The 24,808-nt window shown below is 60.3% G+C and carries 21 protein-coding genes and 1 pseudogene; 3 read left to right on the top strand and 19 right to left on the bottom strand.

The genetic code is table 11. The features are described 5' to 3' along the window. Positions 1-162: 162 nt before the first annotated feature. From uvrA to J8G15_RS18595, 6 genes are all read right to left on the bottom strand, one after another. The gene (uvrA, locus tag J8G15_RS18620) at positions 163-6,111 is read right to left on the bottom strand and encodes an excinuclease ABC subunit UvrA (protein WP_210544113.1); all 5,949 of its coding nucleotides are present in this window, start codon (positions 6,109-6,111) and stop codon (positions 163-165) included. A gap of 391 nt (positions 6,112-6,502) precedes the next feature. After that, positions 6,503-7,009, bottom strand: a complete 507-nt coding sequence (locus tag J8G15_RS18615) for a hypothetical protein (RefSeq protein ID WP_210544111.1) — start codon at positions 7,007-7,009, stop codon at positions 6,503-6,505. Between the two features lie 924 nt (positions 7,010-7,933). Beyond that, positions 7,934-8,749 carry a type II toxin-antitoxin system HipA family toxin gene (locus J8G15_RS21725; RefSeq protein WP_240538368.1) on the bottom strand — a complete coding sequence of 272 codons (816 nt, stop codon included), beginning with the start codon at positions 8,747-8,749 and terminating at the stop codon, positions 7,934-7,936. 45 nt (positions 8,750-8,794) lie between these two features. After that, on the bottom strand, positions 8,795-8,959 hold the full coding sequence (locus J8G15_RS21720; RefSeq protein WP_240538367.1) for a hypothetical protein: 165 nt from the start codon (positions 8,957-8,959) through the stop codon (positions 8,795-8,797). 51 nt (positions 8,960-9,010) lie between these two features. Beyond that, positions 9,011-9,352: a helix-turn-helix transcriptional regulator gene (locus J8G15_RS18600; RefSeq protein WP_210544109.1), complete on the bottom strand. Its 342-nt coding sequence runs from the start codon at positions 9,350-9,352 to the stop codon at positions 9,011-9,013. Between the two features lie 157 nt (positions 9,353-9,509). Beyond that, a complete protein-coding gene (locus tag J8G15_RS18595) occupies positions 9,510-11,168 on the bottom strand; it encodes an MFS transporter (RefSeq protein WP_240538587.1) in 1,659 nt (552 codons plus the stop codon). Between the two features lie 377 nt (positions 11,169-11,545). On the opposite strand from J8G15_RS18595, the gene J8G15_RS18590 reads away from it, so the two are divergent. From J8G15_RS18590 to J8G15_RS18580, 3 genes and pseudogenes are all read left to right on the top strand, one after another. After that, entirely contained in the window at positions 11,546-12,310 is a 765-nt protein-coding gene (locus J8G15_RS18590) for a hypothetical protein (RefSeq protein ID WP_210544105.1), read from the top strand. 266 nt (positions 12,311-12,576) lie between these two features. Further along, on the top strand, positions 12,577-12,885 hold the full coding sequence (locus J8G15_RS18585; protein WP_210544103.1) for a DUF485 domain-containing protein: 309 nt from the start codon (positions 12,577-12,579) through the stop codon (positions 12,883-12,885). Next, positions 12,882-14,608, top strand: a pseudogene (locus J8G15_RS18580) (cation acetate symporter). Before J8G15_RS18585 ends, J8G15_RS18580 begins: the two are co-directional and overlap by 4 nt. Positions 14,609-14,808: 200 nt before the next feature. Here the strand turns inward: J8G15_RS18580 and J8G15_RS18575 are convergent. The 13 genes from J8G15_RS18575 to J8G15_RS18520 all read right to left on the bottom strand — a co-directional run bounded on the left by J8G15_RS18575 (position 14,809) and on the right by J8G15_RS18520 (position 24,620). Beyond that, complete coding sequence (locus J8G15_RS18575) at positions 14,809-15,291, bottom strand: hypothetical protein (RefSeq protein ID WP_240538366.1); 483 nt, start codon at positions 15,289-15,291, stop codon at positions 14,809-14,811. 21 nt (positions 15,292-15,312) lie between these two features. After that, positions 15,313-15,699 (bottom strand): DUF6152 family protein, encoded by a 387-nt coding sequence (locus J8G15_RS18570; RefSeq protein WP_210544101.1) that lies wholly within the window; start codon positions 15,697-15,699, stop codon positions 15,313-15,315. Between the two features lie 261 nt (positions 15,700-15,960). After that, positions 15,961-16,623 (bottom strand): hypothetical protein, encoded by a 663-nt coding sequence (locus tag J8G15_RS18565; RefSeq protein WP_210544100.1) that lies wholly within the window; start codon positions 16,621-16,623, stop codon positions 15,961-15,963. A gap of 91 nt (positions 16,624-16,714) precedes the next feature. After that, positions 16,715-16,840, bottom strand: coding sequence for a hypothetical protein (locus J8G15_RS21900; RefSeq protein ID WP_255555732.1), 126 nt, complete (start codon positions 16,838-16,840; stop codon positions 16,715-16,717). 382 nt (positions 16,841-17,222) lie between these two features. Further along, positions 17,223-18,689, bottom strand: coding sequence for a DUF294 nucleotidyltransferase-like domain-containing protein (locus tag J8G15_RS18560; RefSeq protein WP_210544098.1), 1,467 nt, complete (start codon positions 18,687-18,689; stop codon positions 17,223-17,225). 26 nt (positions 18,690-18,715) lie between these two features. Then, positions 18,716-19,348, bottom strand: a complete 633-nt coding sequence (locus J8G15_RS18555; protein WP_210544095.1) for a 2-hydroxychromene-2-carboxylate isomerase — start codon at positions 19,346-19,348, stop codon at positions 18,716-18,718. Next, complete coding sequence (locus tag J8G15_RS18550) at positions 19,345-20,079, bottom strand: YbaK/EbsC family protein (RefSeq protein WP_210544094.1); 735 nt, start codon at positions 20,077-20,079, stop codon at positions 19,345-19,347. Before J8G15_RS18550 ends, J8G15_RS18555 begins: the two co-directional genes overlap by 4 nt. A 1-nt stretch (position 20,080) precedes the next feature. Then, entirely contained in the window at positions 20,081-20,989 is a 909-nt protein-coding gene (locus J8G15_RS18545; protein WP_210544092.1) for a hydroxymethylglutaryl-CoA lyase, read from the bottom strand. A gap of 244 nt (positions 20,990-21,233) precedes the next feature. After that, a complete protein-coding gene (locus J8G15_RS18540; RefSeq protein ID WP_210544090.1) occupies positions 21,234-21,581 on the bottom strand; it encodes a DUF1428 domain-containing protein in 348 nt (115 codons plus the stop codon). 69 nt (positions 21,582-21,650) lie between these two features. Then, positions 21,651-22,097, bottom strand: coding sequence for an SRPBCC family protein (locus J8G15_RS18535; protein WP_210544089.1), 447 nt, complete (start codon positions 22,095-22,097; stop codon positions 21,651-21,653). A gap of 107 nt (positions 22,098-22,204) precedes the next feature. Beyond that, positions 22,205-22,693, bottom strand: coding sequence for a VOC family protein (locus J8G15_RS18530; RefSeq protein ID WP_210544088.1), 489 nt, complete (start codon positions 22,691-22,693; stop codon positions 22,205-22,207). 62 nt (positions 22,694-22,755) lie between these two features. Continuing rightward, the gene (locus tag J8G15_RS18525) at positions 22,756-23,385 is read right to left on the bottom strand and encodes a TetR/AcrR family transcriptional regulator (RefSeq protein ID WP_210544085.1); all 630 of its coding nucleotides are present in this window, start codon (positions 23,383-23,385) and stop codon (positions 22,756-22,758) included. 314 nt (positions 23,386-23,699) lie between these two features. Further along, positions 23,700-24,620, bottom strand: coding sequence for a glyoxylate/hydroxypyruvate reductase A (locus tag J8G15_RS18520; RefSeq protein ID WP_210544084.1), 921 nt, complete (start codon positions 24,618-24,620; stop codon positions 23,700-23,702). Positions 24,621-24,808 lie beyond the last annotated feature (188 nt).

The following is a 24,808-nucleotide window of genomic DNA, read 5'->3' as shown; positions in this document are numbered from 1 at the left end:
GTGGCGGTGTGCATAGTGCAACGCCTTTGCAGGCGTGGCTTGCAGCACATAACTGCACAACCATACAGCATTAATGCATTCACCCACGTCGACAAGACATACAGCAAAAAGCCCGAACCGGTGAGGGGGTGGGCCGGTGTGCCCACCCCAGCCACGCCCACCTCACCGCGCCAGCACCGCTTTCAAGGCTTTTCCGGTGTGAGTACCCAGCTTGACCACGCCTTCAGGCGTGGTAGCCGCGACCACACGCCCGCCGCCGTTGCCGCCGTCGGGGCCGAGGTCTATCACCCAGTCGGCTTCGGCAATCACGTCCAGGTCGTGCTCAATGACGACCACGCTGTGACCGCCACCCACCAGGCGGTGCAAGACCGTGATGAGCTTTTCCACATCGGCCATGTGCAGGCCCACCGTGGGCTCATCCAGCACGTACAAGGTGTGCGGCGCCTTTTGCCCGCGCCGGGTGATGTCGTCGCGCACCTTGCTGAGTTCGGTCACCAGCTTGATGCGCTGCGCCTCGCCACCACTGAGCGTGGGGGAAGGTTGCCCCAGCGTGAGATAACCCAGACCCACGTCTTTGAGCAACTGCACCGGATGCGCAATATTGGGCATGGCGGCAAAGAAGTCGACGGCCTCGTCCACTTCCATCTGCAGCACATCACCAATGTTTTTGCCGCGCCAGGTCACCGCCAATGTCTCGGGGTTGAAGCGAGCACCTTTGCAGGTTTCGCACAGCACTTTCACATCCGGCAAAAAGCTCATGGCAATGGTGCGAATGCCCTGCCCCTCACAACCCGCGCAACGGCCTTCGCCGGTATTGAAGCTGAAGCGGTTGGCCGCGTAACCGCGTGCCTTGGCCTCCAGCGTGTCGGCAAAAAGCTTGCGAATGATGTCCCAGAAGCCGATATAAGTAGCCGGGCAGCTGCGCGGGGTTTTGCCAATCGGGGTTTGGTCCACTTCCAGCACCCGGTCTACGGTCTCGAAGCCGGTCACGCCCTCGCAACCCACCCACGCAATGGTTTCGCCCGCGGCCATGGCGTCTCGCCCGGCCTTGGTGCTGCGCTTTTGCACGGCGGTGTGCACATTGGCCAGCAACACATCGCGCGCCAGTGTGGATTTGCCGGAGCCACTGACGCCGGTGACCGCCACCAAGCGGCTCAGCGGCACCTGCGTGGTGACGTTTTGCAGGTTGTGCAGGGTCGCGTCCTGCACGGTCAGCCAGCGCTGCACCGACGCATCGCCCACATTGGCGTCGGTCTCAGGTTTGGCTGGGGCCTTTTTCTTCTTGACGGGTTTGGGCACAAAGATGTCATTGCCCTCCAGCGCCACGGCAGCCTCGGCCGGTGCCGCTACTGCGAGCGGCACAGCGGCAACGACTGGCGGAGCCACAAACACGCCCACCTCCCGGCGAAGTTGCAAGGGGTGCTTCATGGCGTGCAACAGGTAGCGGCCGGTTTGCGAGTCACCAGCCCCCTGAATGTCAGCCACTGTGCCCTGAGCGACGAGTCGGCCGCCGCGTTTGCCTGCGCTGGGGCCAATGTCGATGATGTGGTCCGCGTGACGAATGGTGTCTTCGTCATGCTCCACCACCACCAGCGTGTTGCCCTTGTCGCTGAGTGACTTCAGGGCGTTGAGCAGAATCTGGTTGTCCCGCGCGTGCAGGCCAATCGTGGGCTCGTCCAGCACGTAGCACACGCCTTGCAGGTTGCTGCCCAGTTGAGCCGCCAGGCGAATGCGCTGGGCCTCGCCGCCACTGAGCGTGGGCGCGCCCCGGTCCAGCGTGAGGTAGCCCAGGCCCACTTGCTCCAAAAACTCCAGCCGGCCCCGAATCTCGGGCACCAGATCGCGGGCAATGTCGGTCTCGCGTTGGCTCATGCGGCCACTCAATTGCATGGTTTCGACCCACTGGCGAAGATCGGTCACGCTCAGGCGGGCCAGCTCCGTGATGGCAACAGAAGCAATGGCGGCTTTGGCGGCCTGGCCGGGCTGCGCGTCAGCCGCGAGTTGCAGTCCAAACTTGACCGCCCGTGCTGTGGCATTCAGGCGCGAGCCTTCGCAGCTGGGGCACACGGCGTCCACCAAGTCCTCCACATCGGCCTCGGCAAAGGTTTGCTCGCGGCCTTTCGTGTCGTCGTCACGCACCGAGTCGTCAAACACCTTGCGCTGCTCTTTGTTCAGCTTGACACCCGTGCCCACACAGTCCGGGCACCAGCCGTGTTTGCTGTTGTAAGAAAAGAGGCGCGGGTCCAACTCGGCATAGCTGGTGCTGCACACCGGGCAGGCGCGTTTGGTGGAGAACACGCTCAGCGTACCCAGCCCGGCCGTGGGCTCGCCCGACGCCATGCGCTCTTTCAAACCGGTCAAATCGCTCAGCACATGGACCACGCCTTTGCCGTGGGTCAGCGCGTCGGCCAGCGCGGCGCGCAAAGCGGCCTCATTGGCGGGCGTCACATCTAAACTGGCCACCGGCAGCTCGATGGTGTGTTCTTTGAAGCGGTCAATGCGCGGAAACGCCGTGGTTGGCAAAAAGTTACCGTCCACCCGCAGGTGGCTGTAGCCGCGCGGGCGCGCCCACTCGGCCAGCTCGGTATAAACGCCTTTGCGGTTCATCACCAGCGGCGCCAGCAAGCCAATGTGCTGGCCCCGGTAGGTTTTGAGCAGCTGGGCGGCAATGCTGTCCGGCGTTTGTGGCGCCACGGCTGTGCCGTCGTGAATGCAGTGCTGCGTGCCCAGCTTGACAAAAAGCAGGCGCAGAAAGTGCCACACCTCAGTCGTGGTGCCCACGGTGGACTTGCGCCCGCCCCTTGAGAGGCGCTGCTCAATGGCCACCGTGGGCGGAATGCCGTACACCGCATCCACTTCGGGCCGGCCCGCCGGCTGCACGATGGAGCGCGCATAGGCATTCAGCGACTCCAGGTAACGCCGCTGGCCTTCGTTGAACAAAATATCAAACGCCAGCGTGGACTTGCCAGAACCCGACACCCCGGTGATGACGCTGAACTTGCCGCGCGGAATGTCCACGCTCAGGCTTTTCAGGTTGTGCTCGCGGGCGTTGACGATTTGAATGGCGTTCACCGGGGCGACTTTCTTCACCGCCGCTGCCGCCCAGGCCACACTGGCCTCGTTGACCGCCGAGCCGCTGCCCAGCGCCACGTCGTAGTCGCGCAGCGCTTTTCCGGTGTGGGACGTGGGGTGCTGGCGCACATCGTCCGGCGTGCCGTAGGCCACGACCAGCCCGCCGGCTTCACCGCCTTCGGGGCCGAGGTCAATCAGCCAGTCGCTGGCGCGAATCACGTCCAGGTTGTGCTCAATGACCACCAGCGAGTGGCCGGCGTCCAACAGTTTGCGCAGCGCGCGCATAAGTTTGGCAATGTCGTCAAAGTGCAAGCCGGTGGTCGGCTCGTCAAACATAAACAACGCGCCGCGGGTGGCCTTGGCCTGGCGGCTGGCGGTGGCGCTTTTTGCCGCAGCCGCCAAATGCCCGGCCAGCTTCAGGCGCTGCGCCTCACCGCCCGACAAGGTGGGCACGGGCTGGCCCAGTTTGACGTATTCCAGCCCCACGTCGACGATGGGTTGCAGGGCGCGAATCACGTCGCGGTCGCCCGCAAACAGCACAGCGGCCTCGCTCACGGTGAGGGCCAGCACATCAGCCACGTTCAGCTCGCGCTTCACGCCGCCCGCCTGACGCTCAATGGTGATTTCCAGAATCTCCGGGCGGTAGCGCTTGCCATCGCAATCCGGGCAGCGCAGGTAAACGTCGCTCAAAAATTGCATTTCCACATGCTCAAAGCCCGAGCCGCCACAGGTGGCGCAGCGGCCGTCGCCACTGTTAAAGCTGAACTTGCTGGCGGTGTAGCTGCGCTGCTTGGAGATGGGTGCGGTGGCAAAAATCTCGCGCAGGCTGTCCCACGCGCCCACATAGCTCACCGGGTTGGAGCGCGCGGTTTTGCCAATGGGCGACTGATCCACAAACACCACGTCGCTGAGCAAGTCGGCCCCCATGAGGCGGTCATGCGCGCCGGGAGCCTCGGTGGCTTTGCCAAAGTGGCGCATCAGCGCCGGGGCCAGAATGTCTTGTATCAGCGTTGACTTGCCGGAGCCGCTCACGCCGGTGATGCACACCAGCCGCTGCAGGGGAAACTCCACACTCACGTTTTTCAGGTTGTGCTCGGTCGCCCCTTCCAGAATCAGGCGCGGAGTGTTGACTTCCACCAGGCGCTGAAACCCCATGCCAACTTGCTTGCGCCCGCCCAAATAGGCGCCGGTGAGAGTGTCGGCATTGCGAAGGTCTTGCGTGCTGCCATCAAACACAATCTGGCCGCCCCGCTCGCCCGGGCCGGGGCCCATGTCGATCATGCGGTCTGCCGCCAGCATCACCGCCGGGTCATGCTCCACCACCACCAGCGTGTTGCCGGCGTCGCGCAGGCGCTGCATGGCCACGATGATGCGGTGCATATCGCGCGGGTGCAGGCCAATACTGGGCTCGTCCAGCACAAACAACGTGTTCACCAGCGAGGTACCCAGCGCCGTGGTCAGGTTGATGCGCTGCACCTCGCCTCCGCTCAACGTGCGGCTTTGCCGGTCCAGCGTGAGGTAGCCAATGCCCACATCGCACAGGTATTTCAGGCGCGTGGTGACCTCTTCAAACAAGAGCTTCAGCGCTTGCAGGTCGCCCTGGTTGTGGGCGTGGCCAGTGGCGCCCAGCTCGGCTTGCTGCACGCTGTCAAAAAAGCGGCGCAAGCGGTCAATGGGCAAGAGCATCAAATCATGCAGGCACAAACCCGGCAAGGCCTCCAATTGGGGCCGCGTCCATTTGGCGCCCACCGGCAGAAACCGCTTTTCGGGTGGCAGGGCGACGTCCGCGTCTGCCTTGCTGCCGACGCGCCACAGCAGGCTCTCTGTTTTAAGGCGCGCACCACCGCAGTCGCCACACGGGGTGTAGCTGCGGTACTTGGACAGCAGCACCCGAATGTGCATTTTGTAGGCCTTGCTCTCCAGGTACTCAAAGAAGCGTTTGATGCCAAACCAGTGCTGGCTCCACTTGCCATTCCAGTTCGGCGAGCCGTTGATAACCCACCGCTGGTGCTCCGGCGTCATCTTGTTCCACGGGGTGTCGCGCGGAATGCCGGCCGCCTCGGCGTGGCGCATCAAATCGTCTTGCGCCTCTTTCCAGGCTGGGGTCTGCATGGGTTTGATGACACCGGCGCGCAGCGTGAGCTTGTCGTTGGGCATCACCAAGCCATAGTCCACGCCAATAACGCGGCCAAACCCCCGACAGGTGTCGCATGCGCCCACCGCCGAGTTGAAGGAAAACATGGAGGCAATGGGGTCGGTGTAGCGGCGGTCGCTGTCCGGGCAGTGCAGCCCGGTGGAAAAGCGCCACAACTCGTCTGGCGTGTCTGCATTGGCGCCCAGGGCGTACACCGTCATGCGGCCGCTGCCGTGCTTGAGCGCCACCTCAATGGCTTCCAGCACCCGGGCACGCTCCACCGAACTCAGTCGGAAACGATCTGCCACCACGTCCAGCACCTGGCGCGGCCCGGTGGGCGTGGCCACCTCGCGCTGCGCCTGCACCTTGGTGAACCCGCTCACCGAAAGCCACTGCTCAATCTCTTCCGCCGTGGCGCTGCCCGGCAACTCCACCGGAAAAGTCACCGCCAAACGCCCATCGCCCTCACCTACCCGGGCCTGCAGTTGCGCGTAAATTGTCTCGGGCGAGTCATGGCGCACTGCTTGCGCCGTGTCTTGGTCAAACAGCTGGCCAGCGCGGGCAAACAAAAGCTTCAGGTGGTCGTTCAGCTCCGTCATGGTGCCCACGGTGGAGCGGCTGGAGCGCACCGGGTTGGTCTGGTCAATCGCAATGGCGGGCGGCACACCGTCTACCCGGTCCACCGCCGGCTTGTCCATGCGGTCCAGAAACTGGCGGGCATAGGCCGAAAAGGTCTCCACATAACGCCGCTGGCCTTCGGCATACAGGGTGTCAAACACCAGACTGGACTTGCCGGACCCGCTGGGGCCGGTGACCACCGTCAGCTCGCCGGTGCGAATGTCGAGGTCAAGATTTTTGAGATTGTGCTGGCGCGCGCCGCGAATGCGGATGAGACCGTGGGTCATGGGGGAGTGTCTTTCCTGTAGGAGCCAGACATTCTAGGCAGTCCTCCCGCGGCGGCCTGAGTCAAGGGCTTTGCGGCTTCACCCACCACCAAACAGTGGTCAAGCCCAGCAACGGGGCGAGGCTCCTCAGAGAAAAAGTTGACCTGGGAATGTTCTAAAAATGGAATTAGGTCAACGGGTTTGACCTATTGCTTTTCAATGCCAAATATGGCTTTAGCGACCGAATTTCATGCGGATACAGCTATCAAATCAATAGTTAACGGATTTGTGTCGTGGTGTTGTCATGCGTTGGGTTATCGCTCCCCGCTCGGTGCATCGCACTGTGCCTGTGGCACATCGACATAAGCGGCATCAGCCAATACGGTGTTGATGTATGCGTTTGCAATTGTTGTCACTTCAGCTCCTCTAGTTTCAAAAGTTGTTCACTATTTAGCTTGTTTGATACTTGGATCCGGTCGTTCGGCCAGCACGCGGTCGAGACGCCAAGACCCGGCTCCATTTGATAAGCGAGAAAGCCACCATCGGCATGGAATGCCTGTTTGGTGAAGAATATCTTCCCGGTATCGATGTCAAAATATTTCATACGTTGAGACAGAATCCGAATGAGATATCCGTCCAAGGGCACAATCGGAAAATCTCTCTTCCCCGCCCGCTTCACCTTCTCCCAAGCCGGGCTCAAGGTCACCACTGCCTCCCGCTCGCACAGCCGATTGAACTGCCATCGGCCAATCAATTCACCCGCAACGGGTGCCACAAGAGTCACGGGGAACACCAGCAAACTGATCGCTGCACCGTGTTGGGTCACACTCAACCAGTGCGGGATGCGCTTGCTGAGAAAGATAACCACCGCAAGCCACGCGACAAAGCCCGCCAGAAACCTCAAAAAATCATGCTGCAATCCTTTGGTTGGTGTGATTTTCCGCTTGGTTATTGATGCCGAATCGGTCTTTAGCGCACGTCTGTCGGACGGAGGCAGCTACTAAATAAGTAGCGAATGGGTTGGTGTCATGGTGTTGTCTTGTCATACTCCTCCCTACCACTCCCTCAAACTCTCACGCCCCGCCCGCTGCACCGGACTCCAGAGGTATTCAATCACCCGCCGCTTGGCCGTTTTGATCTCCGCAGGGATGTCCATGCCCGGCTCGAGGCCGTCACAAGTGCTTGCTCGAGAGTCACGAAACTACCAGTCGAGTGTCAGTCCTTCCATTAAGAGTTCAATTTGGTTTGCCGTTCCGAATTTTGAATCAAATTGGCATCTAGCCCTCGAATTACGGTCGTAAGTAGCTTCACATTTGATATCAAAACAGGCAAAGATGATGGCGTGACGCCGTTGACCGGTGCGAGAACAGCTGCAGCAAACATCAATGAATTCCCTTGAATGCACCGCATTCAAGGGTGTTGTGCTTTTGGATGGGGCAAATATAGGGGCGGGCCAGCCGCTCGTCTATACCCCGAATGGGGGGTTTGGTGAACGCCGCTCAACGGTGGTGAGCGTGACACCGAGGGCAATGAGGCTTGCCATGGGCGGCTGTTGCACCCCACACGCTGCCAACAATCAGGGTTTGCGTAGTTCGGCTTGCAGCGCGGGCGAGCAAATGTCGTCCAGATCACGTATGGCGGGGGCGAGTTGGTCGATCAGGCGGCCCATGCCCGGGTTAGTTGCACCCATGTCCTCAAACGCGGTTCGCCACTGGCGCAGCTCGCTTCAGATGCGGCGAATGATGGCCATGGCGGTGGTTCTTTGCGGGGTAAAGGCGCTGTAGGCGGACATGGCGTTGTCCAGCGTGGCCAGCTTGCCCCGTGCGCCCACCTGTAGATGAAGCTAGCGCTCAAAGGCCACACTGGGGTGTGGCACCACGTCATACAGCGGGCTCAGTCGCCAACCGGGCAAGCGCGGGTCGCGCACAAAGCCGTGGTTGCGCAGGTGGTCGTCATCGTTGCTGACAAAGATGTTGAACACAATGCGGGCAAAAAGCTCTTCGCTGTTGGCGCGAATTTGGGTGGGGTGCACATGAGCACGCACAGGGAGCGCCAGGTCGGCATAGCCTTTGGGCCGGGACTCGAATTCGTCGCACGCCACCAGCGTGAGGCTGCTGGCAAAGGGCAAACGATGTTCGACCAGGCCCGCCGAAGGCTCAGCTTCATGCAGGGCGGTGTCGTCCTCCAGGGCGGAGCCAGGGGCCTGCCAGTACCGGTCAAAGCGGCGGATCAGCAGTACCGATTTGCCGCCAATGTCTTGCACCCGCACTTCTGGCACGGTCAGGCCGCAGCGCTTGGCCAGTTTCAGGGTGCAGCATTCGGCCAGGGCGACGTCAAAAGCATCACCCACGGCAGGAAACTTGGCCAGCCAAAGCAGATTGGCTTCGTCGCGGACCGTGGCTTTTGGCCGCGCCCCGCCCGCGCCAGGGGCCGAGCCAAAGAAGTCGGTCAAGGTCGTCGGGATGGGTAGGCCTTGATCAACGCGCTCTGCGGTCTCCAGCAAGTACGGCAGAGACTGAACCTGTGCCGCGCCGGGGTGGGTCGGGCTGTTCAGCGCGGCGCGCACATCTAGGGCGCCCACGCGGTCGCTGCCTGCGCCCAGCAGGTAGTCCGCCTCGCTGAGGCTATTGGCGGGCACCCGGCGTTGCGCTTCAATCACGCGGCGCCCCCAGGCGTCGGGCGCGGCATCCCGAATGCCAACGAACTAGGGGAGCTGGTTGATGGGGAACAGCTCAGCACCGCGCACACGGGCTTTGTCAGCCAAGCCCAGGCTTACGGGGTCGATTTCAAACGCGTCGGGGCGCTCAATGTAGCGGGTGCCATAGGCGAAACGGGAGGCCACCACATCGCGCGCTTGATAAAGTGACAAGCGCCCAGCCTTCTGAGAGGTGGGCAAACACGAAGAGGGTGTCTTGGGCCATCAAAAGTCTAACGCGCCCAGTTCAGTGGGCGACAGGGCCCGCACACGTTGGGTCGCCTCAGCGTGCGCCAAGGCGGTGAGGGCGGGGTCGGCTTCTTGCTGCGAAGCAAGCAAGGTAACGCCGGGGGCAATGGCCTCCAGGTAACGAAAAATCTGGCCCAGCGTGCGGCTGGGGTCGCCTTTTTCGATCAGTACTGCCGTGGACCGGGCCAGCCCGGCCCGCGCCGCAGCATCCACCTGGCGCAGCTTGCGGGCATGGCGAAGCCGAGCCAGCTTGGCACCCAGCGCCACGGATTCGGCCAGATGCGGGGCGGTCAACAGGGGTTCTTCTTTGTACTTCATGGCTGCAATAACAGTCTAAAACCAGATAAAGACTGATATTACGGACATTGGTAGAAAGATACAAGATAACTACGGCAGCTAGGCCAGCTGCGATTGAATACATTTTTGGCAATGCGGGATGCAACAAGCCGTGGCAATGTCACCTCACGCCGGCCCGTCATTCCACCTTGTCGAGATCAACGTCTTTGGTCTCTTTCAGCCACAGGGTGCCGACCACGGCGGTGGCACCGGCCACGATGACGGGGTACCACAGGCCGCTGTACATGTCACCGGTTTGCGCGACCACGGCAAAGGCGATGGTCGGCAGCAAGCCGCCCAACCAGCCGTTGCCAATGTGATACGGCAAGCTGACAGAGGTGTAACGCAGGCGGGTGGGGAACATTTCTGCCAGCGCGGCTGCCATGGGGCCGTAGACCATGGCGACCAAAACCACCAAGTAAATGAGCAAGGCCATCACCCCCCAGGTATTGACCCTGCTCATGTCCGCCTTGGTGGGGTAGCCCGCGTCAGCCAGCGCCTGAGCCAACATGGCCTTGAAGGTGTCCGCGTGTCGACGGGCCTCTGCGCCACTCAACCCCTGCACGCTGTAGCTTGAAACGGCGACCCCGCCCACATGGATGACCGCCGGTGTGCCCACCACCCCCGCCACATTGGTGTAGCTGACGGACGCGGCTGCCAGCGCTTGCTTGGCCATATCGCAAGAACTTGAGAAACGGGCGGAGCCGGTGAGGTCGAGTTGAAACGAACATTCAGCCTGATCCGCGGTCACTGTCACCTGATTGGTGGCCTGCGCCGTGGCCAGTGCGGGGTTGGCCGCCGCCGTCAACGCGGAAAACACCGGGAAGTAGCTGGCGGCCGCCAGCGCGCAGCCCAACATGATGATCGGCTTGCGCCCTACCTTGTCTGACCACGCACCAAACAGCACAAAAAAGGGCGAGCCAAGCAACAGGGATGCGGCGACCCAGAGGGTGGCCACTGTGGCTTCAACCATGAGCGACTGGGTCAAAAAGAACAACACATACAGCTGGCTGCAGTACCAGATCACAGCCTGCCCGCCAGTCAGACCCGCCAGCGCCAACAGCACCGTTTTGAGGTTGTTGACCCGAGCAAACGACTCCGTCAGGGGAGCCTTGGAGCGGCGCCCCTGGGCTTTCATCCGCAGGAAAGCCGGTGACTCGCTGAGGTTAAGCCGGATGTAAACCGACACCCCCAGCAGCAAGATGGACAGCAAAAAGGGAATCCGCCAGCCCCAGTCCTCAAAGGCATGGTCGCCCAGCAACCAGCGCGTGCCCAGCACCACCAACAGACTCAGCGCCAAACCCAAGGTGGCAGTGGTTTGAATCCACGCCGTGTAGGCGCCACGCCGGCCCTTGGGGGCATATTCAGCCACATAGGTGGCGGCGCCGCCGTATTCCCCGCCCATGGCAAGCCCCTGCAGCAAGCGCAAAAAGATCAGGATCAAAGGCGCGGCCACACCAATGCTGGCGTAGTTGGGAACCACGCCAACGATGAAAGTGGACAAGCCCATGATCAATATGGTGACGATGAAGGTGTATTTGCGCCCCACCATGTCACCCAGGCGGCCAAACACCAGCGCCCCGAATGGCCGCACGACAAAGCCGGCCGCAAAGGTGAGCAAGGCAAAGAAATAGGCCGAGCCGTCGTCCAGCCCGCTGAAGAACTGCCGCGCAATGATGGTGGCCAGCGCGCCATACAGGTAGAAGTCGTACCACTCGAACACGGTGCCCAGTGACGTGGCAAAGACCACTTTTTTCTGCGTGGCACTCAGTGGCGGCGCTGCCGGTGAGGTGGCGATGGGGTTGTCTCCCTTTGGGGTGTTTTTATCGTCAGGGGTTGAGCCTGCTGCGAGCACTATCAAAGGGGCAACTGACATCAATCTGACGTCGCGCCAACACAACGGAAACATACCGTAACAATCCAGAAGGCCGGGAGATTGCCAGGGCGGGCCACCCAGGTCCCCATCGGTAAATGGCGCCGGAGACCGGGTGAATGCAAGTTGCGACGCGGCTGCGCTGACGTTGACACCGTTCCTGAAATCGATTGGAATCGACGCAAAGGCATCGCTGGGGTGCCTGTTCTGTAGGTGCGTTATTTCCGGCAATGCGATTCTCAGCTGACAATCAACAAAAGACCGCAAACGCGGTTATCTGCCTTTTTTTCTTACTGGCCCCCATGAGCGCGGCCGCAGCCTCTTTTTCAACACAGTCAGACACACCCCTTGGCGCGACCATGCCATCCCCCGGCAACTCACCGGGGTCTGGGGCGCAGGAATCTCAGCTGGATCTTCTGCGGGACAGAGCGATTGAGCAATCGATCGCTGAGGGCAACCCCTCAGCTACCACACTCAGCCCCTTCCGAGCACCGCTGCAGGTCCGCAACCCGGCCACCGCTGAGGCGCAGTCTCCAAGACTGATGAAGGAAATGTCCAACGCCGTCAAGGAGACGATTCGCCCCACCTATGAAGACGCCCTGAAGTCTGGCATTGTGAGCGCCATTCGCTCCGTGACTTTGGGCGACCGCCCAGACTCCACTGCCGAGTTCACTGATGTCAATAGCGGCAAGGCGGGATCCGACCCAAGACAGCTGGGCACACAGGGAAAAACCTGGGACACCCCCGACAGATCTTCGCCCCCCGTCTCGGCTGAGCAACATGCAGAGAATCAAATCAAAGCAGAAATATTGTTGATGGCTTTGATAGATGAGATCAAACCCTGGGCTCTATCTGCCGCCGGCCTTTATGGCCTGTTCCACCTCGCGAAGTTTGGCCTGGCCTACCACCGGCGCAAAGCCGAGCGTCGTCGTCTCCGACACCGCAGCGGAGGCGGCAGCAGCCGCAGCAGTCGAGCTCACCGACATCACACACACCCGGCAGCTAACAGCGCACCAGGCGGCCTGCCTGTTGCCGACGAGCCATCGGTGAATTCGCCGACGCACTGAATCCCCATTCCTTCGGGCGGTACGCTGACTCGCCCCGGCGCTCGACGTGAGCGGCGGGTGTTGTTACCAGGTTCACACCCTCTCGGCCATGCGTTATGCCCATGCGCACACCGCCCTAACGCTCCAAAAAATACTCTGGTTTTTTAGCCACCCACACGCTTTTCCACAAAAGTCGTAAGGAGTGGGTCAGTACGACTTGGCAATATCTATCAAATGTGCTAACGATACGTTTAATTAAACCTATTAACCCTCAAAAGGAGTGTCACATGAGTGATCCCGTTGTAGACAAAATTCAAAAAAATCCCAAGTACCACGAGCTTCGGCGCAAGCGAAACAGCTTTGGTTGGGGCCTGACACTGTTGATGATGGTCGTGTATTACGGCTACATCGCCCTGATTGCATTTGACAAATCGTTTCTCGCGCAACCCATCGGGGCCGGGGTCACGTCCCTGGGCATTCCCATTGGCTTGGGCGTGATTATTTTTACCGTTGTGATCACCGCCATCTACGTGCGCCGTGCCAACAGCGAATTTGATGAATTGACTGCCAGCATCCTGAAAGAAGCTTCCAAATGAAAAAGTTTCAATTCTTCCTGGCTGCGCTGCTGATGCTGCTGGCAGCCGGAACGGCATTGGCTGCAGGCGCCGACCTCGGTCAAGTCGAAAAGCAACCCACCAACTGGGTGGCGATCAGCATGTTCGGCGGCTTTGTGGTGGCCACTTTGTTCATAACCAAATGGGCGGCTGGAAAAACCAAGTCGGCGTCTGACTTTTACACCGCAGGCGGCGGTATCACCGATTTCAAAATGGTTTGGCCATTGCCGGCGACTACATGTCTGCCGCCTCGTTCCTCGGTATTTCCGCAGCGGTCATGGCCTCGGGCTATGACGGCCTGATCTACTCGATCGGCTTCCTGGTCGGCTGGCCCGTTATCACCTTCCTGATGGCCGAGCGCCTGCGCAACCTGGGCAAGTTCACTTTTGCCGACGTAGCCGGGTACCGCTTCCAGCAAACACCGATCCGCATCTTCGCGGCCTCGGGCACGCTGGTGGTGGTGGCGTTTTACCTGATTGCCCAGATGGTGGGTGCGGGCGCATTGATCAAGCTGCTGTTTGGTCTGGACTACTGGATCGCCGTGGTGCTGGTGGGCGCGCTGATGATGGTCTACGTGCTCTTTGGCGGCATGACAGCCACCACTTGGGTGCAAATCATCAAGGCAGTCATGTTGCTGGCGGGCGTCACCTTCATGGCCATCATGGTCATGTCGAATTACGGCTTCAGCTTTGAAGCCTTGTTTGCCAAAGGGGTTGAAGTCAAGACGCAACTGGCCTTGAATGGTGGCAAAACCTCCGAAGATGCCGCAAAAATTGGTCTGACCATCATGGGACCTGGCGGTTTCATCAAGGACCCGATCTCTGCCATCTCGTTTGGTATGGCGCTGATGTTCGGCACCGCTGGCTTGCCCCACATTTTGATGCGCTTCTTCACCGTACCTGATGCCAAGCAAGCTCGTAAATCCGTGCTGTGGGCCACCACCTGGATTGGCTACTTCTATGTGCTGATTTTCATCATCGGTTTTGGCGCCATCACGCTGGTTTTGACCAACCCCGAGTTTGCTGATACGGCCACGGGCATCATCAAGGGCGGCGGCGGCTCTGCCAATATGGCGGCGGTTCTGGTGGCCAAAGCCTTGGGCGGCAATGTCTTCTTCGGCTTCATCTCGGCGGTGGCTTTTGCGACCATTCTTGCGGTGGTGGCGGGCTTGACCTTGTCGGGTGCCTCTGCGGTGTCACATGACATCTATGCCACGGTCATCAAAAAGGGCAAGGCTGACAGCGCGTCTGAACTGAAAGTATCTCGCGTCACCACCCAGGTGCTCGGCGTGATTGCGGTCGCACTGGGCATTGCCTTTGAAAAGCAGAACATTGCCTTCATGGTGTCCCTTGCCTTTGCCATTGCGGCGTCGGCCAACTTCCCGGTGCTGTTCATGGCCGTGTTGTGGAAAGACTGCACCACCAAGGGCGCCGTCATTGGCGGCTTCATGGGTCTGATCTCGTCGGTGGGCCTGACCATTGTGTCGCCCTCCGTGTGGGAAGCGACTCTGGGCAACCCCAAAGGTTCAGCCTGGTTCCCGTACACCTCGCCTGCACTGTTCTCCATGACGATTGGCTTCCTGGGCATCTGGCTGTTCTCCATCCTGGATCGCAGCGCCAACGCCGCCAAAGAGCGTGCGGCCTTCCCGGCTCAGCAGGTTCGCTCAGAGACCGGTTTGGGCGCTTCTGGCGCCTCCGGCCACTGATCAACCACGGCAGAACTCGGTTCTGCCAGTTGACCTCAAAAAACCGGGCCCTGCGCCCGGTTTTTTTGTGCTAGGCGGCATACCGGGCTTTTGCGCAACAACTCTTTCCAAAAGATCAGGCCGATCCTCTTTTCAGCCCGTCAGCCCGCCCAACGCCATCATGCACACGGATTGAGCGTTGAGCGCGACCTGAACCGGAATCAACGGTAGCCGATCAACCGTCCAAGGCCTAGCGCCATCAACCAAAATAAAAGCGAAAAACCGCAGGCCAGCCGCACGCGCCAATGCGGGTCGTTATGCGCCACCGCGAGGTCCCAAGCCTTGCTGTGGTGAAGCAATGCGATGTTCAGCAAGGCCAGCACAATGAATCCCAGCTTGATCTGAAAAAGTGTGTTGAAGGCGTAGTCCAGAGGGCGCGCCATGAACAACAAAGATCCAGCCATCAGCGCGAGCACAAAGCCACCACGCGCAACCGGCAACAATAGCGAGGCCAAAACGGATAGGACGGGTGATCCACGCCGACGCAGCACGCGCCAATCCAGAATGAGGATCGGACCAATCAACAGCGCGATGCCCACAATGTGCAGCGCATTGACCAATGGGTACAACCATTCTGAGGCCCGAAGGCTGACCGACAGCGCGCTGCTGTCCAGGCCCTCGAAGATTTCCAGTAAAGAACTCAAGCGAGCTCAGTTGGATGGTCGCTACCTGCTCCCATCCGGCAGGCGTTCCGGATAGAGGTCGAACTTCCTGCCATCGATGATGATGCGCTCCGCCTTCATGCGCTGCTCTTTGTCGTCGGCGGACCGTTTGCCGACAATCGTCAATGTAGCGCCCTTGGCCATCATCGAATCGCTTAGGCCAGCCTGCGCATTGCGCCATGGCTGACCCACCTCGACCAACCATTTCGAACCATCTGCATCCATCGTCAGTACACCGTGTGGGTTGCCCAGCGAGGCCTTTTCGACCTTGGCTGTCAATTCGAACTGTCCATCATCCGTCCAGCGCCAGCCGTGGTGGGCGAAGGCGACGCTCAGGCAGGCTCCCATCAACAGCAATCCGGCGAGGCAACGTCGAATGAGCAAGGGCATGTGCATAAGACCTCCGTTTAAAAGCGGAAAATGATGCTATTCGCGGGGATCCGGGCTGTCAAATGCGATGCCGAAAACCTCGGATGTCGCAGGGCCACAAGCAGGGACTGGGTTCAGGCGCAAGCGGGAATATTCATGGCGGCTTGGCCGCAAAACGAGAACGGTCCGTATTGACTCAAGCCTGCCGATATCAGCCGAACCGTTGCACCTGCGATTCTCCGTGTCGGAGACCGTGAAGGCAATATCCGCCCATTGGCGACATCAGTCGATGGCGAAGCAGTAGAGAAGTCCAGCGCCGCCGGTGCGCGTGAGCGCCTGCTGACCGCAACCGGCCGTGTTGTGGGACGAGTTCCAGGACCTCGACCAAGCGTCGTCGGCTAGGCCACTGCGGTCGTGATGGCCGGTCATGGCCGAACCGTCGCCATTCTTTGTCCATTCGCCGCAGGTCATTTCAGGCATGCCCGGCGCTGAGGAAAACGCCCTGCCATCGCTGCTCGATCCGGTCAAAATATCGTGCCTGTTCGGCGTGTCGCCGCGGCCGTTGACCAGTGAGCCATTCTCGTCCAGGGCGGTAGCCTTGGTAAGGTTGTTGGCGCCATGCAGATGCTCCACGTCGCGCGCGATCAACACGCCCTTGGCATTGAACCAGGGACCTTTGCCAATGCGATCACGCGCATTGACGACCGGTGTCTTGCTGGTCCAGCCAGTACTGAGGTAGGCGCGCCAAGTTCGACTGCCTGCACCAGCTGAGGTCGCCAGCTTCTGGCAATGCGCGTCGGCTCCAACCAGGCCTCCGAGATTGGCGCCATCGCCGGGGCCGGCGCTCGTGAGGAAAAAGCCCATCGGCCCACTGGAGGGGGTCGTGGCACAGGCCCCCAGCAAGACGGAGGCTGACAAAGCGAGGATCAATTGAGTTTTGCGCATGGTTTCTCCTTGAAGTAGTTGTGACAGGTACTGAGAGTGTTGATTGCCACAACAACCTTATACCCACTTCGACTGGACCCGTCCATGGCCTTCAACTGCGCTCAGGAATTTCATCGATGGGCGAGCCAACGGGCTGCTCGCCAAGGTTCAGGCCCAGCGTCCCTGGGAAATTGAACCACCCTTCGTCGTCAAAGGCGGATGCCAAACGTGTCACCAAGGATGGTCAGCCTTTCCTAGCCTAGAACCATCAGAGCGTTCTCGCCGTGGAGGCTTGCGGGCGCAGAGCAGGGCTTCCGATGGATATGCAGCTCACCGTGGGATGCAAGAGCCAGTCGGCGAAGGTCTCGGGCAACTATTCGTGCGCTATTCAGTCCAGGTGGCGTTCCTCGCCCAGCAGTGAATAGTTGCTTGAAACACTATTTTCCTGAGCTCTCGGTGAGAGCCCGTCCGATTCAGGGTGACTCACGAATTGGACGCCCACAAACGTGGCACCCCAGTCATTCGTGTCAGGAGAGTCATCTGATCATTCGCCTGTTGTAGAAAGAGGAGGAAGCCTTGTACATCAACCAGACGATGGCGGTGGCATGCTCCTGATTGGCTCAGCCCATGGCATCCAGATGGAAGCGGCGGCGAAGCACGGCCCGAAAGCGCTTCACGACACCAATGGCATCCTGTAGCAAGTCGCGGTCAAGGGTGCCCAACGACGCGCTGTTCACCGTGCCACTCACCGGGCTTCCCTGCTCCAACTCTGCCAAGCCGGCACGCAGTTTGAGCCCAATGAAAACATGCAGGCTGTCTCTCAAGTCGTTGCCCAGGTCTGGCTCCAGTTGCCCCAGTGACACCAGCGCGGCAATACGCGCCGCCGTGCCGTTTTCTGCCACCTGGTGCGCCAGGGCCAGGCTGCGTATGCCGTGCACCAGCGGGAACACGCCTTCTTTCTTTAAATTGAGGGCAACGTCGGGGTCTGAGCGACCCACCAAACGACTCCACCAGCCGGACTCACTGCCAAAGGCGTCGATGGCCGCCGCAAAGCGACTCACCATGACGTCGTTGTCCATCATCCGGTCACTGATACCGCGCTTCAAATCGCCCAACAAGTTGGCGTCGCCACACACGGCATGGGCGCCCATAAAAATCGCCAGATTCATCAAACTCTGGCCGTCGGGCATCATGACCCATTGGCGCGTGGTTTGCCCCCAATCGCTGGCCGTTCGTCGCCATTGCGGATTGCTCAGCATGATGTTGCCGGGGCATGGCGGGTAGCCAAAATCAGCTAGGGCATCAGAAAACCGCTGGCAGATCGCCTCCAAGTCGGCTGGCGGTACATAGCCGTCGCACAGAATCAGACCGTTGTCCTGGTCGGTCTTGAGCAACTGCTCCCCCCGCCCTTCGCTGCCCATGACAAACAGACAGCTATTGGCCACCAAGTCCGGCGGGGCAATCAACTGCCAGGCCCGCTCAAACAGGCGGGCGTTGAGCTGCTGCACCAGCCGTGCAATCAACTCAATACGTGAACCGTTGCGATACAGCCAACCCATCATGCGGGTGATGCGGCTTGATGCCAGGCTGAGCCCCGAGAGGTCACTGGCGTTTTCTATCTCCACCGTGATCAGATGCGACTGGTTGGACAAAAAGCTGAACAGGTCCAGCGCTTCCAAAAGGCCGACCACCGCCTCGCCGTCCCGCACCACCACCCGGTGCACCCGGTGGCGAAGCATTTCGGCCATGGCGTCGCCGAGTTGGTCAGCCGCTTGCACGGCGATCACCGGGAAACTCGACAAGCCACCTACCGCCAATTGATCGAGCGCCTGCCCGTTCAGAATGGCGCGCTGCAGACCTGTGGTGGTGAATATGCCCAAACGATGCGGTTCTGTCGACGTATCACGCACCAGCACGCTCGTGGTCTTGCGCGCCTGAAACAGTCGCACCACGGCCAGCACATCGGTGCCAAAGCTCACCTCAACGGCGGGGCGGAGATGGGCCTCATCCACCCGGCACAGGGTGAGCGACTCCAGCTCATGCGCCGGACTAAGAGGCGCGTGAGACGCGATGTGGGTGCCGGGCATATTCGTGTGTCCCGCGCCAAGAATAATTAACGACGAACGCCCTGTCCCACCTGAGCGGCGGCATCCCAATGGGCCTCAAACCAGGGGTCGCCCGCCACGTAGGCCCGCAACGTGGGCAAGGCGTCCAGCCCCCAAAATAGTTTGCCGTCCACCTCCAGCGTGGGCACACCAAAGACACCTTTGGCAATGGCCTCGTCGGTATGAGCCTGAAGCTGGGCTTTCACGTCAGCATCTTGTGCATTGCGCGCGGACGCCAGTTTGGCCGTGATCTCGGCCAGCCGCGCCGGGTCAGACGCCTCCGCCCCTCCCCGCCAGACATGGTGAAAAATGCGTTCACACACATAGCGGTTGGGCAAGCCTTTCTCTTGGCTGGCCACGGCCAGACGCAAGAGCGCCAGCGGATTGAAGGGGTGGCTGGCGGGCATTTGCAAGGCCACCTCGTGTTGCTGGGCCAGCCACTGCACCTGGCGGTAGGTCCACTCGCGCTTGCTAGGTATCTCGGCCGGGCCCAATTGGCCGTGGTGTTTGAGCAGCGCCGCAAACAACACAGGCTTGTAAGTCACGGTATAGCTGTGGCCCATCAGGGCCTCAGGCATGGTCTCGAACGCCAGGTAGGCGTAGGGCGAGATGAAGTCAAGGTAGAAGATGATGGCTTTCATACTTGGGCCTCGCTCAAGCGCTGTTCAATGCGCTGCCACATCACGCGCTTGGCGGCGTCGTCGGAACGGCTCCACTGGCGAATCTCGTCAATGGTGCGCAAGCATCCTGCGCACAGGTCTGTCACAGGGTCCATGCTGCAAACCGAAATGCAGGGCGAAGGCAAATTAGTGACTGCAGCCCTCGCCTGGGTTGCGCGAGCAGCTAGCAATTCAATAGCAGTCAATTCCACCTCAGGCGCTTGCTCCACCACATTGACCACCGGCGCGCCGGAGAGGCGCATCAAATCGTCAGGCTGCAGCTTGAACACCGCATGCGGGTGACCCGCAGCGGCCCAGATCTCGTCAAAGCGAAACAACTCCTCGTCAATCAAGGTGACCGACGGCGTGGTGTGTGCAATGGGCGGCACGCCACCAATGGAATAGCCGGTTTTGGTTTTCACAAACCCGGCATCCGCGCGGCCCAGCGGTCCCACCAAAGCAGCCACTTTTTTCTCATCGACCCGCATGTCACCCGAGGTGATGACCAGCACGGCCGCGTCGTCGGTCTTGCGCCGAAAAATAATGCTCTTGGCGATTTGCCCGACCTCAATGCCCAATGCGTCGGCGGCCTGTAGGGCCGTTCGGGCGGCGTCTTCGAGCATGACCGGCGCGTGGGGGTGGCCCTGCGCCAACAAGGCGGCTGCGATGCGCTGCACGCCTTCGGGCAGGTTTTTGACTTCAGCACCACACATGTCAGCCCGCTCGCTTGTTCAAAAGCGCGGTTGCCGCGCGGGAATTGGGCTTGCGTCCCAGAAAATCGCTGATGAACTTACCGGCATCGACCAGCTTGTCCAGATCAATACCAGTCTCAATGCCCATGCCATGCAGCATGTAGACCACATCTTCGGAGGCCACGTTGCCGGTCGCGCCCTTGGCGTAAGGGCAGCCACCCAGCCCAGCCACCGAGGTGTCGAACTGCCAAACGCCCATGCCCAACGCCACCAGCGTGTTGGCCAGTGCTTGGCCATAGGTGTCGTGAAAATGCCCGGAGATGTCGTTCAGGTCATAGTGTTGCAGGGTGGCCTCCAATGCCCGGCGCACCTTCATGGGGGTGCCCACACCAATGGTGTCGGCCACGCCCACGTGCTGCACGCCAATGCTCTTCATCAGCCCAGCCAGATAGGCCACCCGCTCGGGCGCGATGTCGCCCTCGTACGGGCAGCCCACGGTGCAAGACATGGCGCCTCGTACGTAAATGCCGGCGGCACGCGCAGCCACCACCACGGGGGCAAAGCGCTCAATGCTTTCGGCAATCGAGCAGTTGATGTTCTTCTGGCTGAACGCCTCGCTGGCCGCCGCAAACACCACAATCTCGTCGGGCTTCGTCAAGACCGCAGCCTCAAATCCTTGAAGGTTGGGCGTGAGAACCGAGTAGCGCACGCCGTCCTTGCGCTGGATGCCGGCCATGACTTCGGCGTTGTCCCCCATTTGTGGCACCCACTTGGGTGACACAAAACTGGTAACCTCGATCTCGGTGAGACCGGCGTCCTGCAGACGGTGCACCAGTTCAATCTTGACGGCAGCTGGCACCATCTGTTTTTCGTTCTGAAGGCCGTCGCGCGGCCCAACATCAACCAATTTAACGCGGGAAGGAATACTCATATTTTTCTCTCAAAGGTGATTCGGGACATTGTGTCAAAAGCGTGCCAACCTTTGACGACGACGGGTCGAAAGAATCTTTCCTCGTTCCTTGTTCCTCACATTGAAACTTGCACGAGTTGAAAGGCCGTCTACGCGCCTGCATGCGAAGGTCAACCCGGCCATGGCTAACCCAGTGACTGCAATCACCAAGGCCAGGTTGAGAATTTGACTCCATCGCAAGGGCGACCTGAAGGGCCGCCGGTCATTAAACGTCCAGAATTTTTTCGAACCCGCCAAAGATGAGCCGCTTGCCGTCAAATGGCAACGTCATGGCTTGCACCCGCAGGTCGGCCATGATTTTCTTCATGCCTTCATCACGCACCTGGCGCGAGGGCCAGGCGATCCACGAAAACACCACGGTTTCATCCGGCGTACATTGCACCGCCCGTGGAAACGACGTGAGTTTGCCTTCGGGCACGTCGTCCCCCCAGCATTCGACCTGCTGGAGTGCGCCGCACTCCTTGAAGATGCCGGAGATGTCTTTGGCGTGCTGAAGAAATGCGTCGCGATTGGCCGTGGGAACGGCCGCAACAAATCCATCGATGTAGCTCATGGTGAAACTCCTTTTTCAGTCAATCAGTTCATTTCTGAAAATTCAGGCTGGATACAGCCGCTCGTTCCTTCAACCCGGAATATTCGGTTCAACCAACGTTGCCAATTGCGCCAGCGACTCCTGCCAACCCAGGTAACACATCTCCAGCGGTATGGCCTCTGGTATGCCGGCCTGCGTGATGTGTACGTCGGTGCCGCATGACACGGCGTTTAACACTACGGTCACTTCCAGCACGCCTGGCAAGTTGGGGTCGTCAAACTGGTCGGTATAACGAAGCTTTTTAGCGGGCACCAGCTCCAGGTACTCACCACCAAAGGAATGGCCGCTGCCAGTTCCAAAATTGGTGAACGACATCTTGAAAGTGCCCCCTACTTTGGCGTCCATGTGATGCACCTTGCAAGTGAAGCCATACGGCGGGATCCATTTCGCCATGGCGTCGGGCTCCAAAAACGCCCGGTATACCTTTTCAGGCGGGGCGCGCAGAACGCGGTGAAGCGTGACAGTACGGTCGGTCATGATGGTTTTCCTTTCCGTGGATACGGGTGTGCTTTCAAGTGACGCGTGGGGTGCAATTTGCCGTGACACAGCCTAAACAGCGGCTTCCCTTCAGCGCGCGTCGCCCGCTAAGCCTGTGGACAGGGCTGGCCGGGCATGGCGGTCATCATGGCGGCCTCGATTTCTTCGGGACTCAGATCCCGCAGATGGGTCGCGACCGACCATATGTGTCCAAACGGATCTTCCAGTACGCCGTATCGGTCGCCCCAGAACATATCGGCCACCGGCATGGTCACCTTGGCGCCTGCAGCCACGGCCTGCGCAACGGTGGCGTCCACATCGTCCACTTGCAAATGGACCGTGACGGGTGAGCCTTTGAGCGTTTTAGGGCCCAGTGCGCCCCAGGCGGGCATTTCGTCCATCAGCATCAGCATGGAGTTGCCGATGCGCAGGCCCGCATGCATCAGCTTGCCGCCTTCGCCCGCCAAGCGGCTGAGTTCCTCGGCGTTAAAGGCTTTTTTGTAGAACTCGATGGCGTCCATCGCGCCGGCGCACACCAGATGCGGGGACAGGGAGTTCATGTGATCAGGGATGGCTTTGACTGTTGTGTTTGCCATGATGTTTCTCCTTGGGTTGGGTTTCGGTTAAATGAATCGAACAAACACCGCGTACTTCCCTATCAGGCGAATTTGGGGCCGCGGTGCACCCCAAACAGCAATTCAACATAACGACGCAGGTGGGCCACGCTCTCGGCAGCGACTTGCGCGCCGCCCTCGCCCCTTGCCTTGGCCAGAATGAACGCACCTTGCAACACCGCCTGTGTGTGCAAGGCAAGGCTGTCTGCCGTCCAGCCAGCCGTCGCGCCATCAAGGCCATGGTCGACCATGGCCTGGGCAATGTCGGGTACCAGTGTGACGGCATGGCCGCTGATGCAGCGCTCACACGCATCGCGAATAGCGGGCGCCGAGTCAAATGTCTCCTGCACCATGGTGCCAACCAAACAAGTGAATTCGGGCAGGGGGCCATTCAGGATGGACTGGCGAAAGTCGATGTAGCCCAACAGCCGGTCCAGCGCGTCCGCGTGGGTGTGGTACGGCGCGGCGGCAAAAAAAGCGGAGGTGGTTTCACCCCAGTAGTCGGCAGCGCTCACCGCGAGGTCTTCCTTGCCCTTGAAGTGGTGAAAGAAGCTGCCTTTGGTCACGCCCGCGGCCTCGCAAATATCGTCCACGGTTGTGGCGCAATACCCCCGAGCACGGATCACCTGGAGGGCCGCGGCCAGCAACCGAATTTTGGTTTTGTGGGTAGACATTGGTATGTTAAAAAACATACCTACTAGTTGGTATTTTTTTTATCACTTCAACAATTGATCGTCAAGCCCGTTGGACCCTGCCGGATGAAACGAGCGTCCATGGGGCGGGTAGCGAAACCTGCCTGATTTGTCTGAAGGGCAATAAAACGCTACAAAATTAGTAGCGTCATGCGCTTAACCAACGGCGGCTACAGGCCAATTTAATTAATCAATCTGGCGATCCGAGGGTGAACCGGGCAGGAACATGGCGAACTACATTGGTGTGGGTTGAAGCAGCCCCATGAATCAAGCCCTCATCCAATGGTCGAAAAAAATCAATACCCCTGCCCGCGATCCACCACGCCGGCGACGGATTCACCACGCTGCAACGCGGCCATCTTCTGTGCAATCTGGCCAATGCTTTCGCTGCGCAGAGTGCGGGCCGAGGTGTGCGGGGTCAGACAGATCTTGGGGTGCTGCCAAAAGGCGTGTTCGGGCGGCAAAGGCTCGGTGCGAAACACATCCAGCGTGGCGCCCGCCAAATGGCCACTGTCCAGCAGCGCCAACAAGTCGTCGTCCACCAGATTCCCACCCCGAGCCACGTTGATGACGTAGCCACCGGCTTGCAGGTGGGACAGGTTCTGGTGGTTCATGATGTCGCGCGTTTCACTGGTGAGCGGCAGCAGGCAGACCAGCACCTTGGAGGCGGCAAGAAAGGCGGGCAACTGATCAGTTCCGGCAAAGCATTTCACGCCGACCAAGGGCTTGGGGGAGCGACTCCAGCCGTTCACCGGAAAATCGAACTGCGCCACGGCCCGCGCCACGCGCTCGCCCAAAACCCCCAGCCCCAGGATGCCAACCGGAAACTCGGCCCGGTCACGCGGTTTGCGATACGACCACTGGCCCAGCGCCATGTCGGCCTCATAACCGTCGAACTCGCGGAAGTGGCGAATCAGCGCGTGGCACACGTATTCCGCCATTTGTACTGACATGCCGGCATCGTCCAGGCGAATCACAGGTACACCGGCTGGCAGGTTCAGCTTCATCAGCGCATCGACCCCGGCGCCGGTGTTGAAGATGGCCCTGAGCTGCGGCTGCTCATCAAAGAAGGCCTGGGGTGGAGCCCACACCACGGCGTAGTCGGCCGGCGGTGCACCGGGCTGCCACAGGCTGACTTGAGCATCCGGCAAAGCGGCACTTAAACCGTCCAACCAAGGCTCGGGCTTGGTATCAGAGCAACAAAAGGTGATTTTCATGCATCCAAGCGTACCGCAAAGATCAGCAAGAATGCAGCACCCAAGTGGGTGCAGTCATCAGTTCAGGCCTGCGCGGTCTCCCTGCCAATTGGCAATCAACGCGGGTTTGCGTCAGGACGATGCCCCATGAGCAACAGGGGTGGGCGCCGGCGCAATGGCGGCGAAGTTGCCGCTCAATCAGCGGTTTT

This window comes from Rhodoferax sp. PAMC 29310, assembly GCF_017948265.1.
GTDB lineage: Bacteria > Pseudomonadota > Gammaproteobacteria > Burkholderiales > Burkholderiaceae_C > Rhodoferax.
This window is presented reverse-complemented; position numbering and strand designations above follow the sequence as displayed.

Bases quoted from the DNA above. Each gene is read 5' to 3' on its own strand.
- J8G15_RS18530 (WP_210544088.1), bottom strand. From the start codon at position 22,693: ATGGCAAACACAACAGTCAAAGCCATCCCTGATCACATGAACTCCCTG.
- J8G15_RS18520 (WP_210544084.1), bottom strand. From the start codon at position 24,620: ATGAAAATCACCTTTTGTTGCTCTGATACCAAGCCCGAGCCTTGGTTG.
- J8G15_RS18525 (WP_210544085.1), bottom strand. From the start codon at position 23,385: ATGTCTACCCACAAAACCAAAATTCGGTTGCTGGCCGCGGCCCTCCAG.
- J8G15_RS18555 (WP_210544095.1), bottom strand. From the start codon at position 19,348: ATGAAAGCCATCATCTTCTACCTTGACTTCATCTCGCCCTACGCCTAC.
- J8G15_RS18550 (WP_210544094.1), bottom strand. From the start codon at position 20,079: ATGTGTGGTGCTGAAGTCAAAAACCTGCCCGAAGGCGTGCAGCGCATC.
- J8G15_RS18545 (WP_210544092.1), bottom strand. From the start codon at position 20,989: ATGAGTATTCCTTCCCGCGTTAAATTGGTTGATGTTGGGCCGCGCGAC.
- J8G15_RS18590 (WP_210544105.1), top strand. From the start codon at position 11,546: ATGAGCGCGGCCGCAGCCTCTTTTTCAACACAGTCAGACACACCCCTT.
- uvrA (WP_210544113.1), bottom strand. From the start codon at position 6,111: ATGACCCACGGTCTCATCCGCATTCGCGGCGCGCGCCAGCACAATCTC.
- J8G15_RS18570 (WP_210544101.1), bottom strand. From the start codon at position 15,699: ATGCCCTTGCTCATTCGACGTTGCCTCGCCGGATTGCTGTTGATGGGA.
- J8G15_RS18540 (WP_210544090.1), bottom strand. From the start codon at position 21,581: ATGAGCTACATCGATGGATTTGTTGCGGCCGTTCCCACGGCCAATCGC.
- J8G15_RS18560 (WP_210544098.1), bottom strand. From the start codon at position 18,689: ATGCCCGGCACCCACATCGCGTCTCACGCGCCTCTTAGTCCGGCGCAT.
- J8G15_RS18535 (WP_210544089.1), bottom strand. From the start codon at position 22,097: ATGACCGACCGTACTGTCACGCTTCACCGCGTTCTGCGCGCCCCGCCT.
- J8G15_RS18585 (WP_210544103.1), top strand. From the start codon at position 12,577: ATGAGTGATCCCGTTGTAGACAAAATTCAAAAAAATCCCAAGTACCAC.
- J8G15_RS18565 (WP_210544100.1), bottom strand. From the start codon at position 16,623: ATGCGCAAAACTCAATTGATCCTCGCTTTGTCAGCCTCCGTCTTGCTG.
- J8G15_RS18600 (WP_210544109.1), bottom strand. From the start codon at position 9,352: ATGAAGTACAAAGAAGAACCCCTGTTGACCGCCCCGCATCTGGCCGAA.